This window comes from Pseudomonas sp. NBRC 111119 (assembly GCF_001320125.1).
Classification (GTDB): domain Bacteria; phylum Pseudomonadota; class Gammaproteobacteria; order Pseudomonadales; family Pseudomonadaceae; genus Aquipseudomonas; species Aquipseudomonas parafulva.
The window spans coordinates 54,556-68,697 of the sequence record NZ_BCAV01000003.1; the positions used below are offsets into that span (position 1 = coordinate 54,556).

At 64.3% G+C, this 14,142-nt stretch carries 9 protein-coding genes; 1 reads left to right on the plus strand and 8 read right to left on the minus strand.

The genetic code is table 11. From position 1 onward, the window contains the following. Positions 1–6: 6 nt before the first annotated feature. The 8 genes from APH25_RS00440 to putP form a co-directional block, all read right to left on the minus strand. Positions 7–891, minus strand: a complete 885-nt coding sequence (locus tag APH25_RS00440; RefSeq protein WP_060480710.1) for a glycosyltransferase — start codon at positions 889–891, stop codon at positions 7–9. Then, positions 888–2,033: a glycosyltransferase gene (locus APH25_RS00445; protein ID WP_060480711.1), complete on the minus strand. Its 1,146-nt coding sequence runs from the start codon at positions 2,031–2,033 to the stop codon at positions 888–890. The genes APH25_RS00440 and APH25_RS00445 overlap by 4 nt, the downstream gene beginning before the upstream one ends. Next, positions 2,030–3,460 (minus strand): PIG-L deacetylase family protein, encoded by a 1,431-nt coding sequence (locus APH25_RS00450; RefSeq protein WP_060480712.1) that lies wholly within the window; start codon positions 3,458–3,460, stop codon positions 2,030–2,032. Before APH25_RS00450 ends, APH25_RS00445 begins: the two co-directional genes overlap by 4 nt. Then, positions 3,457–4,353 carry an antimicrobial resistance protein Mig-14 gene (locus APH25_RS00455; protein ID WP_060480713.1) on the minus strand — a complete coding sequence of 299 codons (897 nt, stop codon included), beginning with the start codon at positions 4,351–4,353 and terminating at the stop codon, positions 3,457–3,459. The genes APH25_RS00450 and APH25_RS00455 overlap by 4 nt, the downstream gene beginning before the upstream one ends. Next, complete coding sequence (locus APH25_RS00460; RefSeq protein ID WP_028631879.1) at positions 4,353–5,480, minus strand: glycosyltransferase; 1,128 nt, start codon at positions 5,478–5,480, stop codon at positions 4,353–4,355. The genes APH25_RS00455 and APH25_RS00460 overlap by 1 nt, the downstream gene beginning before the upstream one ends. After that, positions 5,464–7,221 (minus strand): carbamoyltransferase, encoded by a 1,758-nt coding sequence (locus tag APH25_RS00465; protein WP_060480714.1) that lies wholly within the window; start codon positions 7,219–7,221, stop codon positions 5,464–5,466. The genes APH25_RS00460 and APH25_RS00465 overlap by 17 nt, the downstream gene beginning before the upstream one ends. Before the next feature lie 120 nt (positions 7,222–7,341). Beyond that, positions 7,342–8,178, minus strand: a complete 837-nt coding sequence (locus tag APH25_RS00470; protein WP_060480715.1) for a 23S rRNA (adenine(2030)-N(6))-methyltransferase RlmJ — start codon at positions 8,176–8,178, stop codon at positions 7,342–7,344. Positions 8,179–8,280: 102 nt separating this feature from the next. Beyond that, a complete protein-coding gene (gene putP / locus APH25_RS00475) occupies positions 8,281–9,759 on the minus strand; it encodes a sodium/proline symporter PutP (RefSeq protein ID WP_028631882.1) in 1,479 nt (492 codons plus the stop codon). Positions 9,760–10,115: 356 nt separating this feature from the next. Here putP and putA point away from each other — a divergent pair, with 356 nt between their 5' ends. Beyond that, positions 10,116–14,069: a trifunctional transcriptional regulator/proline dehydrogenase/L-glutamate gamma-semialdehyde dehydrogenase gene (gene putA, locus APH25_RS00480; RefSeq protein ID WP_060480716.1), complete on the plus strand. Its 3,954-nt coding sequence runs from the start codon at positions 10,116–10,118 to the stop codon at positions 14,067–14,069. The last annotated feature ends 73 nt before the right edge of the window (positions 14,070–14,142 follow it).

The following is a 14,142-nucleotide window of genomic DNA, read 5'->3' on the forward strand; positions in this document are numbered from 1 at the left end:
GGCCGATCAGGCCTTTTCCAGCGGCGAGAACAACAACCGCCCCAGGCCACGCCAGGTCTTGCGTGTGTAGGCCCGCAGGGGGATCTGCGCCAACAGCTCACGGGCCAGCTTGCGATCACGGTTGGCCACCTTGAGAAACATCGAGTTCAAGGCCTTGAACTTCACCTCTTCGTAGGCCGGGTGGTCCTTGAACTTGGCGTAGGTGCGCAGGATGTTGTCGATCATGAAACGGTGATTCTTGTAGGTGTTGCTGGCGTGCTTGCGGTAGCGCGCCATGACCACGCTCAAGCCATCGATGAAGTAGCCTGCGTGGGTCACCTTCAGCTCGATCATCAGGTCTTCCAGGCGCACATCCGGGTCAAACCCACCAACCTTCTGCAGCGCCTCACGGCGGATCAGCAGCGTGGGTGCGGGCGGGTACGGTTTGCGCTCGAGGAACATATCCTCGAAATCCAGGCGCCGGAACGGTACGTCACGGCGCTGGCGGGCCTCAGGGAACAGTTCGCCCTGGGCGTCGATCAGCTCGATGTTGCCGGCGCAGATGCCCACTTCGGGCTTGTCGGCCATGTACTGCACCTGGATGGCGATACGGTCCGGCATCATGATGTCGTCCGAGCCGAACGGGGCAATAAGCTCACCCCTGGCACGGGCAATGGCGTCATTCAGGGTTTGCGTGAGGCCTTGGTTGCGCTGCACGCGGAAGTCGAAACCATGCTGGGCCTGGAGGCGCTGTATGCGCTCGACACTGTCATCCGACGAGCCGTCATCGATCACCAGCAATTCAATGTGCGGGTAGGTCTGGTTGAGCACGCTGAGGATGCTTTGCTCGATGTAGGGGCCGTGGTTGTACGATGCGATGATCACCGTCACCAGGGTTTGCTCGGCGGTCATTTTGCCTCCTGGGCGGCCAGGCCAGACTCGATCAGCGCCAGGTACTGCTGGCGGAACACCGTGATGTCATGGTTGTGGTTGAGGTAGTCGAACGCCTGCTCGCCCTTGGCCTGCAGCGCGTTGTCATCCAGCGCCAGGTAGCGGTCCAGCGCGGCGGCAAGGCTGGCCACGTCTGCCGGTTTGATCACTTCGCCGCCTGCGCCGGTAATCAGCGGCAGCATGGCAGGTACATCGCTGGCGATGACCGGCAAGCGCCCGCTCATGCCCTCGAGCAACGCCAGGCCCAGGCCTTCTGCCAGCGACGGCATGGCCCAGATGTCAAACGCCCGCACATAACGCAAGGCGTTGTCCCTGAAACCCAGCAGGTGCGCACGGCCTGCCAGCCCAAGGCGTTCGATTTCCGCCTGTAGACGCGCCTGTTCTCGACCGGCACCAATGATGGCCAACTGCGCGTTGGGGTATTTGTCCTTCAAGGCAGCGAACGCCTGGAGCAGGTAGGTGTGCCCCTTCACAGGCACCAGCCGGCCCAGTGCCCCCACCAGCCGCGCATCCTGGGCCAGGCCCAGTTGCGCACGGGCCTCGGCGCGCGTGAGTTGCAAGGCCGTGGCCTGATCGGTGTCGATGGCGTTGGTGATGGCGTGGGTGTTGCTGTCGGTGAAGCCGCAGCGGCAATCGAGCAGGTACTGCTTCACGGCAGGCGATACCCCCACGAACTGCCAGTGCTGGTCGATCAGCCGTTGTGTCTGGCGCCGACGATAAAAACGGTCATATTCGCCAAAGCCGTGGGAAATACCAATGCACAGGGGGATCTTCAGCCAACGGTTGAGTTGCAACAGCATGTTTACCGGCTTGAAGCGGTTGCAGATCACCACGTCGAAGCGCTCGCGCCGGCAAAACCGGTACAACTGCCACAGGGCCTTGAGGCGCATGCCTTTGAGAGCGCTGTCGGCGAAATCGAAATACACAGAATGGTCAGCGCGGCTCACCGGCTGCCCCGCTTGCGGCCGGCCCTTGAGGAACGCCATGGTGGTTTCGAACCGGTCAGCCGGCAGTGCCTTGAAGATCTGTTCGGCCAGGTCGGCAAAGTCGTGTTGCTTGATGTTGTAGTCCGGTTGCAGTTGCAGGACTTTGTAGCGCTTCATACGGTTTCCCGATCAACACCCTGGTGGCGGCCCTTCAAGACCCAGAACAGCTCGTGACGGCGCACGGCCTTGCGGAAAAATTCATTTTCGCCATACGGCGACAGGCGCCGCCCGGCCAGCCAGCGCTGAATGAAACGGCGCAGCCGCCGCTTGAACGGTGGCCGAGGCTGCAAGTCATGCATCATACCCAGCGCCATGGCCTTGTCGCGCTGCAGGCGTGCGTCCAGCATCAGTGTGCAGGGCCGCCCTACAGGCTGGTCGCCGGTCATGGGTGGCAGGGCCACGCCCGCGCCACTGTCGCCCATGGGCCAGCGGTCGTTGTCGTGCAGGTGGTTGGCGTAGCCCAGCAGGGTTTCAGGCTGCCAGTCCAGCCCTTGCAACGCCTCGTGCAGCGCCTGTTGGGCAGCCACATGGTCGGGGTGCGGGTCCAGGACCGGGTGGGGCATCACAATGACCTGCGGGCGTGCCTCGCGCAGCACCGCGCGCAGGTCGGCCAGCAGGTTGTGCCAGGTGGGCGCCCCATCGTCGCCGGGCAGGGCCAATTGATTCAGCGTGCGGAACGGCCGTGTGTCGGCCATGTCGGCTTCACGGGACCCAAAAGGTGAAGCCGGGGCATCGCGCATGGCAGGCAGTTGCAGGCAGAAATAGCCCAGTTGCACACAATTGCGTTCTGGCACCCCGGCCCAGCGCGGCACGGCGATGCTGTCCCAGGCCCGCAGCCTGCCTTTAAGGCGCGCAGCCTCCACAGCCGAGAGGCCCATGGCCTGGTAGTGCTCCGCTTCGATCTCGCCGGCCGTGAGGGTGACCACCCAGGCTTCGTCAGCCTGGCTGTACAGGCCATAGGCGGCCAGCTCGGCGTCATCGGCATGGGGCGCGATGACCATGACGCGCTTGCGCCGCAGGTCCTCCTGGGCAAACGCCCACAGCCGGGGCTGGCCAACCAACCGGCAATGGCGGCCGCGCAGGGTCACCTGGCCGTCCGCCAGCGCCTGGCCAAGGCCGGTAAGGTTCACGAAGCGCACACCGCGTACACCCCGCTCGAACACCTGCAGGTCTTCGCCTTGCGGGCCCTGAATGCGCACGCCTGGGTCGAACAGGCGCCCGAGCACGCCACAGCGCAGCGTTACCTGCAACAGCAACGTGCCGTCGTGGTGCGGCTGCAACCCCTCAGCCATCAGGCGACCGCCCTGCAGGCTCACCCCGGGGAGTTCATCGGCCGCCGGAAAGCGGTAGGTGTAGTCCTCGCCGGCCCCATAGAACAGGTGGTCGGCCAGCCACGCCTCGTGGGCGACCCACAGCAGCGGCAACAGCAGCAGCGGCAGCCACCAGATGAAGCCCCCCAGCGCAACCAGCACCACCAGGGCCATCAACAGACCCAGGCGCTTGTTGCGCCGGTGGCGCTTGAGCAACTGCTGCTTGCGGCTCACGCCTGATACACCGGCACAGGGCTGCACCAACGGTCCTTGTACTCGCGGTCGGCCCGGCCGAACGAGAAACGCAGCGGCTTGTCGAGGGCGCGGGCGTGTTCCCAGGCGGCCTGGGTATTGAGAAAGCTCAACACGCTGCCGGGGCTGAAGGCCTTGGTTTCGGGGTCGACCCCGCCGTTGATGTACTCGACGCTGATCCACTCTGGCGCCTCGACGCGGTACACCAGCTGAATGGCAATGGGTTTGTCGCCCAGCAGCAGCACCGAACCGATCAACAGGTTGTGCAAGCGCCCCAGCACCTCACCCATCTGCTGGGCGCCGGTGGCCGGGAAGCCCCAGCGACGCAGGAACAGGTCGCAGTACATGTCGGCGATTTGCTGGGCGCTGAAATCGCTGATGGGCCGTACCACACCGCCCGCCTCTTCCAGCAGCCGCAGCTCGCGGCGCTGGTTGTAGCGAAATTTCTTCGACAGGTCTTCTGGCGCCCGGGCCATGGCCAACTGCTCCTTCTGCACCTTGAGGCCGCTGAAACGGCCCTGGTTCAGCTCGGACAGGTAACGCACGGCATGGCGCAACGGGGCACCGGCATCAGGCGCCGCGGGCAGGATGATTTCAGCATTGCCCAGGTCGAACAGGGCTTTCTTGCCAGCTCGCTTGAGCACGTCCTTGGACAGCGCCAGGTGCCGCCCCCACGTGGGGATGGCCGCCTTCAGCTCGCCCGCCTGGTGCCAGCCCAGGTAGCGCACCGGGATACCGGCCAGGTCGGCCAGCTGTTGCACCACCTGTGGGTGGGTCGCAACGCTGCCACCAAAACGCGCCCAGGCCTGGGCGTAGGCTTCGCCGTCGATGGCTTGCCAGCCGCGCTCGCGCAGGGCCTTTACATGATTGAGCATCAGGCCTCCACCAACGCGCGCACCTGGGGCAGCTGCCAGAAGGCCTCGCGCACCGCCTGGTCAGAAAAGCGCTCCGCCAGGCGTTGCAACATGTGTTCGGCGCAAGCCGTGCGTTGCTGTCCATCCAGCAGCGCCATGTGCCTGAGGCCCTCGGCCAGTTGCGCCGCGTCACCCAACGGGAACAGCATGCCCACACCTTCGACCACTTCGCGGGCACCGCCACAGGCGGTTGCCAGCACCGGCACGCCGGCGACCATGGCTTCGAGCAGGACCATGCCGAACGGTTCATGGTCGGAGCTGAGGGCGAAAACATCGAACGCCTGGAAATACCGGCGCGCATCGGGCACCTGGCCCAAAAAATCGACCTGCCCGGCGATACCCAGCTCGCTGGCCAAGGCCTTGAGCACAGGTTCCAGCCGCCCCTTGCCCAGGATCGCCAGGCGGGCACCTGCCGGCAGCCCGGGCAGCGCCTGGGCAAAGCCGCGCAGCAAGGTGGCCTGGTCCTTGTCGGGGTGCAGGCGGCCGACGTTCCCCACCACCCAGGCCTGCGGGCCCAGGCCCAGGGCCTGACGAGCCTCGGCGCGCGGCACCAGGGCGGCCTGCAAGGCCTGGATATCGATGCGGTTGTACAAGGTCTGGATCCGCTCGGCCGGCCACTTCGGCAGGCAGCGGCGCATGTCGTCACGCACCGCATCGGACACACCCAGCAGGCTCAGGCGCTTGGCAAACAGGTTGGCGAACAGCTGCCGCCCCTTGCGCTGATAGTCACCAAAAGCATGGTGAACGCCGATCACCGGCAAACCGGTCGCCAGCAAGGCCACATAGATGGGCTTGAAGCGGTGGGCGATACAGAAGGCGAACTGGCGCTCGGCGGCAATGCGCCGCAGCGCGCGGATGGCGCCAAGTTTCAGGCCACGCACGGCCTTGGAGCTGAACCCCAGAAACAGCACTTCATCCGAGGCGCAACCCGCCGCAACCTGTGGGTCGGGCGCACCGGTGAGGAACACGGTAGTGACCTTGTAGCCGCTGCCCTGGAACAGGCTGGCGTACTGACGGGCACAGTCGAGGAACGGCCCGTCATAGCCATGGCAGAACTGCAGGATGCGCGGTTCAGAGCGGCTGGTCATACGCGGCGGCGCCGTCCTTCACGACCAGGATGTCTTCCATGATCAGGTACTGCAGGTCGGAACCGAAGAACATGTTCAGGGCATCGGTTGGCGAGCAGATCATCGGCTCACCGCGGCGGTTCAGCGAGGTGTTCAGCGATACACCGTTGCCGGTCAGGTCTTCCAGGGCCTTCATCATGTCGTAGTAGCGCGGGTTGTACTCGCGCATGAGTACCTGGGCACGCGACGTACCGTCCTCGTGAACCACTTCGGGTACACGGGTTTTCCATTCTTCGGCCACTTCGAAGGTGAAGGTCATGAACGGCGCCGGGTGATCGACCTTGATCATCTGCGGGGCCACGGTGTCGAGCATCGACGGGCAGAAGGGTCTCCAGCGCTCGCGGAACTTGATTTGCTCGTTGATGCGGTTGGCCACACCCGGCACGCTCGGGCAACCGATGATCGAACGGCCACCGAGGGCACGCGGGCCGAACTCCATGCGCCCCTGGAACCAGGCCACCGGGTTGCCTTCGACCATGATCTTGGCGATGCGCTGCGGCATGTCGTCCAGCTTGCGCCACTTGGGCGCATTCGGGTGACGGGCGCAGGCGGCGATCACGTCTTCGTTGGAATACGAAGGGCCGAGGTAGACGTGCTCCATCTTCTCTACCGGCACGCCGCGGGCGTGGGACACATAGGCCGCAGCACCCACGGCGGTACCAGCATCACCGGAGGCCGGCTGCACGAACAGCTCCTTGACGTCGGAGCGGGCGATGATCTTCTGGTTGAGCTTGACGTTCAGCGCGCAGCCACCGGCAAATGCCAGCTTGCCGGTTTCGCGCAGGGTGTCGCCCAGGTAGTGGTCGATCATCTGCAGGGCGATCTTCTCGAACAAGGCCTGCATGCTGGCGGCATAGTGGATGTACGGCTCGTCGGCGATATCGCCTTCGCGCTTGGGCCCCAGCCACTCGATGAGCTTGGGCGAGAAATAGAAGCCCTTGCCCTTCTCTTTATGGCGGCGCAAGCCGATGACGTTGGCGTACTCGGTGTTGATCACCAACTCGCCGTTCTCGAAACTGGCCAAACGCGAGAAGTCGTATTTGCTGGCGTCGCCATACGGCGCCATGCCCATGACCTTGAACTCGCCGTCGAGCATCTCGAAGCCCAGGAATTCGGTGATCGCACCGTACAGCCCACCCAGGGAATCGGGGTCGAAGAACTCTTTGATCTTGTGGATCTTGCCGTTTTCGCCGTAGCCGAAGAAGGTCGTGGCGTATTCGCCCTTGCCATCGATGCCCAGGATCGCGGTTTTTTCCTTGAAACCCGAACAGTGGTAGGCGCTGGACGCATGGGCCAAGTGGTGCTCGACCGGTTCGATCTTGATTTTTTTCGGGTCGAAGCCCAGCTGCTCCAGGCACCAGACGATCTTCTTGCGGTAGCGCTTGTAGCGGCGGTTGCCCATCAGGATGGCGTCGAGGGCGCGGTCCGGGGCATACCAGTAACGCTTGGCGTAGTGCCAGCGGGCTTTGCCGAACAGGCTGATGGGGGCGAACGGGATGGCGACCACGTCGACGTCCGACGGCTTGATGCCGGCCTGCTCCAGGCAGAACTTCGCCGACTCGTAAGGCATGCGGTTCTTCGCATGCTTGTCACGCACGAAGCGCTCTTCTTCGGCGGCGGCAATCAGCTTGCCGTCGATGTACAGCGCCGCGGAAGGGTCATGGCTAAGGGCGCCCGACAGGCCAAGAATCGTCAATGCCAAGGGATGAGCCTCTTCATTCTGTAGAAATGCGCCAGCGGCCCCAGGGGCGGGTGGCGGCTAAAAGGCGAGATTATAACGCAAAGAATTCCAACTGGCCCTATCGCCGGCAGGCCAGGCACGTTACTCGGCGATCAACCAGTCCATGCGGTAGCTACCCGCCGTCTGCGCCAGCTCCCGGGCCAACCAGGGCAGCAGCTCCCTGAGTTCTTCCTCCAGGCCCCAAGGCGGGTTGGCGATGGCAAGGCCGGAGCCATTGAGCCCCTGCGGGCTGTCCTGATGGTGCACATACAGCTCCACCCGCAGCAGCTTGGGCGCGCCAGTGCTGGTCAGGTCCTGGTAGAAACGGGTGAGGGAGCGCTGGTCCTTGATCGGGTACCAGATGGCTGCGACCGTCTGGCGCATGCGGCCAATTGCCTCTTTCATGGCGCTGGTGCAGCGCTTGAGCTCATCGGCCTGTTCGAACGGCGGGTCGATCAGCATGATCGCGCGCTTTTCCTGCACCGGCAGCAGGGCCCGGGGCACGTGCCAGCCCTCGCCCAGGTGCACGACCACGCGCGGGTCCTTCTTCATGTTTTCCTTGAGCAGCGGCCCGTCTTCAGGGTGCTTCTCGTTGAGCAGGGCACGGTCCTGCTGGCGCATCAGGCGTCGGGCCAGTTCGGGGGAACCGGGGTAATAGCGCAGCTCGCCATCCGCGTTCAGGCGCTTGATGATGCGGAGGTAATCGGCAGCCATCGCCGGCAGGTCGTCACGGCCCCACAGGCGCGCGACACCGTCGAGGTACTCACCGGTACGGCTCGCCTGGTCGCCCTGAAGGTCATACAACCCCAGGCCGGCGTGGGTGTCGATGTAGGCGAATGGCTGTTCCTTGCGCGACATCAGGGCGATGAGGCGGGTCAGCACGATGTGCTTGAGGACGTCGGCATGGTTGCCGGCGTGGAAGGCGTGACGATAGTTCATGGCAACTCCTGCGCGGGCGGCAAGTTTACCTTGCCTTGCCGGCCGCGTCAGGCCTGGCTGCTGGTTGGTGCCGACGGCAAGGCCGGCACCGCTGCGCCAGCTTTACTTCTCGGCGTGATAGGCAGCATCAGCCGTTTCGAAGCGCTGCACCATCGCCTGGGTCGGACGGCCCAGCTTGCTGACCAGCACGATGGCAAGGGTACCCAGCAGGAAGCCAGGGATGATTTCGTACAGGCCCCATGGGTCAAGCTGCTTCCACAGGATGACGGTTACTGCGCCAACCACGATGCCGGCCAGCGCACCGTTGCGGGTCATGCCCTTCCACAGCACCGACATCAGCACCACAGGGCCGAACGCTGCACCGAAGCCTGCCCAGGCGTAGGCCACCAGGCCCAGTACGCGGTTTTCCGGGTTGGCCGCCAGGGCGATGGCCACCAACGCCACGGCCAGCACCATCAACCGGCCAACCCAGACCAGTTCCACCTGCGAAGCATTCTTGCGCAGGAAGGCTTTGTAGAAGTCCTCGGTCAGGGCGCTGGAGCACACCAGCAGCTGGCAGCTCAGCGTACTCATGACCGCCGCCAGGATAGCCGACAGCAGCACACCGGCAACCCAGGGGTTGAACAGGATCTTGGCCAGTTCGATGAACACCCGCTCGTGGTTTTCGTTAACCGGCCCGGCAAGCTCCGGGTTGGCGGAGAAGTAGGCGATGCCGAAGAAACCGACGGCGCAGGTGCCGACCAGGCACAGGATCATCCAGGTCATGGAGATGCGGCGGGCGTTGGCGATCGATTTCACCGAGTCGGCCGCCATGAAGCGCGCCAGGATGTGTGGCTGGCCGAAATACCCCAGCCCCCAGCCCATCAGCGAAATGATGCCGATGAAGCTGGCACCCTTGAGCATGTCGAAGTTGGCCGGGTTGACCGCCTCGATCGCCGCGAAGGTCTGGTCGAAACCACCGGTTGAGATCAGCACGATCACCGGGGTGAGGATGAGCGCGAAGATCATCAGCGTGGCCTGCACCGTATCGGTCCAGCTCACCGCCAGAAAACCACCGACGAAGGTGTAGGCAATGGTGGCTGCTGCACCGGCCCACAGCGCCGTTTCGTAGGACATCCCGAAGGTGCTCTCGAACAAGCGGGCGCCGGCCACGATGCCGGAGGCGCAATAGATGGTGAAGAACACCAGAATGACCACGGCCGAGATGATGCGCAGCAGGCCGCTCTTGTCTTCGAAGCGGCTGGTGAAGTAGTCCGGCAGGGTCAGTGCATCGCCGTTGTGCTCGGTTTGCACGCGCAGGCGGCCAGCCACGAACAGCCAGTTCAGGTAGGCACCCACGGTAAGGCCGATGGCGATCCAGGCTTCGGAGAGGCCCGCAAAGTAGATGGCGCCCGGCAGGCCCATCAGCAGCCAGCCGCTCATGTCGGAGGCCCCCGCAGACAGCGCGGTCACCACGCTGCCCAGGCTGCGACCGCCCAGGATGTAGTCAGAAAGGTTTTTAGTGGCGCGGTAGGCCGCGAAGCCGATCAGCACCATTGCGGCGATGTAGATCACAAACGTGATCGTGATTGGGTTACCCATGTGTGTGCCCTGGTGTTTGTTGTTATTTCATGTGCAACCGGTCGAGGCGGTTGCACCCAGGCGGGGAATGCTATGCAACAACGCAAATGGGGTGCAACCATTTTTCATTTGCAAGTTGCACCTGCCCGTGCACTTTCAGATAAAGCCTGTTTTTTGCTCCTGTTTAGTGCATGGGCAGCGCATTTTTAGAACGAAACGACGATTCATGTCGCTTTCAGAAACGTCGGAAACGACCGTCAGACGAGTTGCACCCAGCTGTCGTGAAATTCGGGTTGCACCTGGTTGCACCCGGTTCTCCCTGCGGATAATCTTGGCGCCAGCTGACGCCACATTCGTGGCAATAACGAGGATAAGAAATGGCGACGACCACCCTTGGGGTCAAACTCGATGACCCTACCCGCGAACGACTCAAGGCCGCAGCGCAGTCCATCGACCGCACGCCGCATTGGTTGATCAAGCAGGCGATCTTCAACTACCTGGAGAAGCTCGAGGGTGGCGCGACCCTGCATGAAATCAACGGCCAGGCCAGTGGCCTGGCAGAGGATGCCGGGGACGCCCCGGTCGACCATGGCCACCAGTGCTTCCTGGAGTTTGCCGAGAGCATCCTGCCCCAGTCGGTACTGCGCTCGGCCATCACTGCAGCCTACCGCCGCCCCGAGCAGGAAGTGGTGCCCATGCTGCTGGAACAGGCCCGCCTGAGCGCACCGCTCGCCGAGGCCACCAACAAGATGGCCGCCGGCATCGCAGAAAAACTGCGTAACCAGAAAAGCGCCGGCGGGCGCGCCGGTATCGTTCAGGGGCTGCTGCAGGAATTTTCGCTGTCGTCCCAGGAAGGCGTGGCCCTCATGTGCCTGGCCGAAGCCCTGTTGCGCATCCCCGACAAGGGCACCCGCGATGCGCTGATCCGCGACAAAATCAGCAACGGCAACTGGCAGCCCCACCTGGGCAACAGCCCATCGCTGTTCGTCAACGCGGCCACCTGGGGCCTGCTGCTTACCGGCAGGCTGGTCAGCACGCATAACGAGGCCGGCCTCACGTCGTCGCTCACCCGCATCATCGGCAAGAGCGGCGAGCCGATGATCCGCAAGGGTGTGGACATGGCCATGCGCCTGATGGGCGAGCAGTTCGTCACTGGCGAAACCATTGCCGAGGCACTGGCCAACGCCACCCGCTTCGAGTCCAAAGGGTTCCGCTACTCCTACGACATGTTGGGTGAGGCCGCCCTTACCGAGCACGACGCGCAGAAGTACCTGGCCTCCTACGAGCAGGCCATCCACTCTATCGGCAAGGCCTCCAATGGCCGCGGCATCTATGAAGGGCCCGGCATCTCGATCAAGCTGTCGGCGCTGCACCCGCGCTACAGCCGCGCCCAGTACGAGCGGGTGATGGATGAGCTGTACCCGCGCCTGCTGGCGCTGACCCTGCTGGCCAAGCAATACGATATCGGCCTGAACATCGACGCCGAAGAGGCCGACCGTCTGGAGTTGTCGCTCGACCTGCTCGAGCGCCTGTGCTTCGAGCCTGCGCTGGCGGGCTGGAACGGCATCGGCTTTGTCATCCAGGCTTACCAGAAGCGTTGCCCGTACGTGATCGACTACGTCATCGACCTGGCCAAGCGCAGCCGCCACCGCCTGATGATCCGCCTGGTCAAGGGCGCCTACTGGGACAGCGAAATCAAGCGCGCCCAGGTCGAAGGCCTGGAAGGCTACCCGGTCTACACGCGCAAGGTGTACACCGACGTGTCCTACGTTGCCTGTGCCCGCAAGCTGCTGGCCGTGCCGGAGGCCATCTACCCGCAGTTCGCCACCCACAACGCCCACACCCTGTCGGCCATCTACCATATTGCCGGCCAGAACTATTACCCCGGCCAGTACGAATTCCAGTGCCTGCACGGCATGGGCGAGCCCCTGTACGAGCAGGTGGTCGGCAAGATTGCCGACGGCAAGCTGAACCGGCCATGCCGGGTGTATGCCCCGGTGGGTACCCACGAAACCCTGCTGGCCTACCTGGTCCGCCGGCTGCTGGAAAACGGCGCCAACACCTCGTTCGTCAACCGTATCGCCGACCACTCCATCTCCATTCAGGAACTGGTGGCCGACCCGGTGCAGAGCATCGAGCGCATGGGGGCCCAGGAAGGCAGCATCGGCCTGCCGCACCCGCGCATCCCACTGCCGCGCGAACTGTACGGCAGCGAGCGTGACAATTCGGCGGGCATCGACATGGCCAACGAACACCGTTTGGCGTCGCTGTCCTGCGCCATGCTGGCGACCGCCAACAATGACTGGAAGGCCACGCCGCTGCTGGCCTGCGCTGCCAGCGAGGGCACGGTAGCTGAAGTGCTGAACCCGGCCGACCACCGCGATGTGGTGGGCCATGTGCAGGAAGCCACCACCGCCGACGTGGACAACGCCATCCAGTGCGCCCTGAATGCAGCGCCTATCTGGCAGGCCACCCCGCCCGCCGAGCGTGCAGCCATCCTGGAACGCACTGCCGACCTGATGGAAGCCGAAATCCAGCCGCTGATGGGCCTGCTCATTCGCGAGGCGGGCAAAACCTTCGCCAACGCCATTGCCGAAGTGCGCGAAGCGGTGGACTTCCTGCGTTACTACGCCGTACAGGCGCGCAACGCGTTCAGTAACGACGCCCACCGCCCGCTGGGCCCGGTGGTGTGCATCAGCCCATGGAACTTCCCGCTGGCGATCTTCACCGGCCAGGTGGCGGCAGCCCTGGCAGCAGGCAACCCGGTGCTGGCCAAGCCAGCCGAGCAAACCCCGCTGATCGCCGCCCAGGCCGTTCGCCTGCTGCTGGAGGCAGGCATACCGGAGGGTGTGTTGCAGCTGCTGCCAGGTCGCGGCGAAACCGTGGGCGCCGGCCTGGTGGGCGACGAGCGGGTCAAAGGGGTGATGTTCACCGGCTCCACCGAGGTCGCCCGCCTGCTGCAGCGCAATGTGGCCGGGCGCCTGGACAACCAGGGCCGGCCGATTCCGCTGATTGCCGAAACCGGCGGCCAGAACGCGATGATCGTGGATTCATCGGCGCTGACTGAACAGGTGGTGATCGACGTCGTGTCCTCAGCCTTCGACAGCGCCGGCCAGCGCTGCTCTGCCCTGCGCGTGCTGTGCCTGCAGGAAGACTGCGCCGACCGCGTGATCGAAATGCTCAAGGGCGCCATGGCTGAAAGCCGCCTCGGCTGCCCGGACCGCCTGGCCGTGGATATCGGCCCGGTGATCGACGGCGAAGCCAAGGCGGGTATCGAGAAGCACATCCAGAGCATGCGCGAGAAAGGCCGCCCGGTGTACCAGGTCGCCATTGCCGATGCCACCGAGCTCAAGCGCGGCACCTTCGTGATGCCAACCCTGATCGAGCTGGACAGCTTCGACGAGCTCAAGCGCGAGATCTTCGGCCCGGTGCTGCACGTGGTGCGCTACAACCGGCGCAACCTGGACCAGTTGATCGAGCAGATCAACAACTCCGGCTACGGCCTGACACTGGGTGTTCACACCCGTATCGACGAAACCATCGCCAAGGTGGTGGAAAGCGCCAACGCCGGCAACATGTACGTCAACCGCAACATTGTCGGTGCCGTGGTCGGGGTACAGCCATTCGGTGGTGAAGGCTTGTCGGGCACCGGCCCGAAAGCGGGTGGCCCGCTGTACCTATACCGCCTGCTGTCGACTCGCCCGGCAGATGCCATCGGCCAGCACTTCGAGCAGCAGGACGGCGACGGCAAGCCTGACCGTGCGCTGCATGAGCAACTGGTCAAGCCGTTGCACGCATTGAAGGCCTGGGCACAAGGCAACCAGCTGAGCGAGCTGGGCACGCTGTGCAGCCAGTTCGCCACCCAGTCGCAAAGCGGCATCGCGCGCCTGCTGCCTGGCCCGACCGGCGAACGCAACACCTACACCATCCTGCCCCGCGAGCATGTGCTGTGCCTGGCCGACAACGAGGCCGACCTGCTCGCGCAGCTTGCTGCCGTGCTGGCGGTGGGCAGTTCGGCGGTGTGGGCCGACAGCGAACCCGGCAAGGCCCTGCGCAATCGCCTGCCGCGCGAGCTGCAGGACAAGGTCAGGTTGACGGCGGACTGGAGCAAGGATGACGTGGCGTTCGACGCCGTGATCCACCATGGTGACTCGGACCAGCTGCGCGGGGTGTGCCAGCAGGTCGCCAAGCGCGCCGGGGCCATCGTGGGGGTACATGGGCTGTCCAGCGGGGATCACCAGGTTGCGCTGGAGCGGCTGGTGATTGAGCGGGCGGTGAGTGTGAACACTGCGGCAGCGGGCGGGAATGCCAGTTTGATGACTATTGGTTGATCGCTGTTGGTAAAAAAGGAGAGCTTCGGCTCTCCTTGTTTATGGGCGCATGGGTTGAGATGTTCAGCGCCTG

Excerpts from the sequence above, each read along its gene's own strand:
- APH25_RS00470 (WP_060480715.1), bottom strand. The coding sequence starts at position 8,178 with ATGAACTATCGTCACGCCTTCCACGCCGGCAACCATGCCGACGTCCTC.
- APH25_RS00440 (WP_060480710.1), bottom strand. The coding sequence starts at position 891 with ATGACCGCCGAGCAAACCCTGGTGACGGTGATCATCGCATCGTACAAC.
- APH25_RS00445 (WP_060480711.1), bottom strand. The coding sequence starts at position 2,033 with ATGAAGCGCTACAAAGTCCTGCAACTGCAACCGGACTACAACATCAAG.
- APH25_RS00460 (WP_028631879.1), bottom strand. The coding sequence starts at position 5,480 with ATGACCAGCCGCTCTGAACCGCGCATCCTGCAGTTCTGCCATGGCTAT.
- APH25_RS00455 (WP_060480713.1), bottom strand. The coding sequence starts at position 4,353 with ATGCTCAATCATGTAAAGGCCCTGCGCGAGCGCGGCTGGCAAGCCATC.
- putP (WP_028631882.1), bottom strand. The coding sequence starts at position 9,759 with ATGGGTAACCCAATCACGATCACGTTTGTGATCTACATCGCCGCAATG.
- putA (WP_060480716.1), top strand. The coding sequence starts at position 10,116 with ATGGCGACGACCACCCTTGGGGTCAAACTCGATGACCCTACCCGCGAA.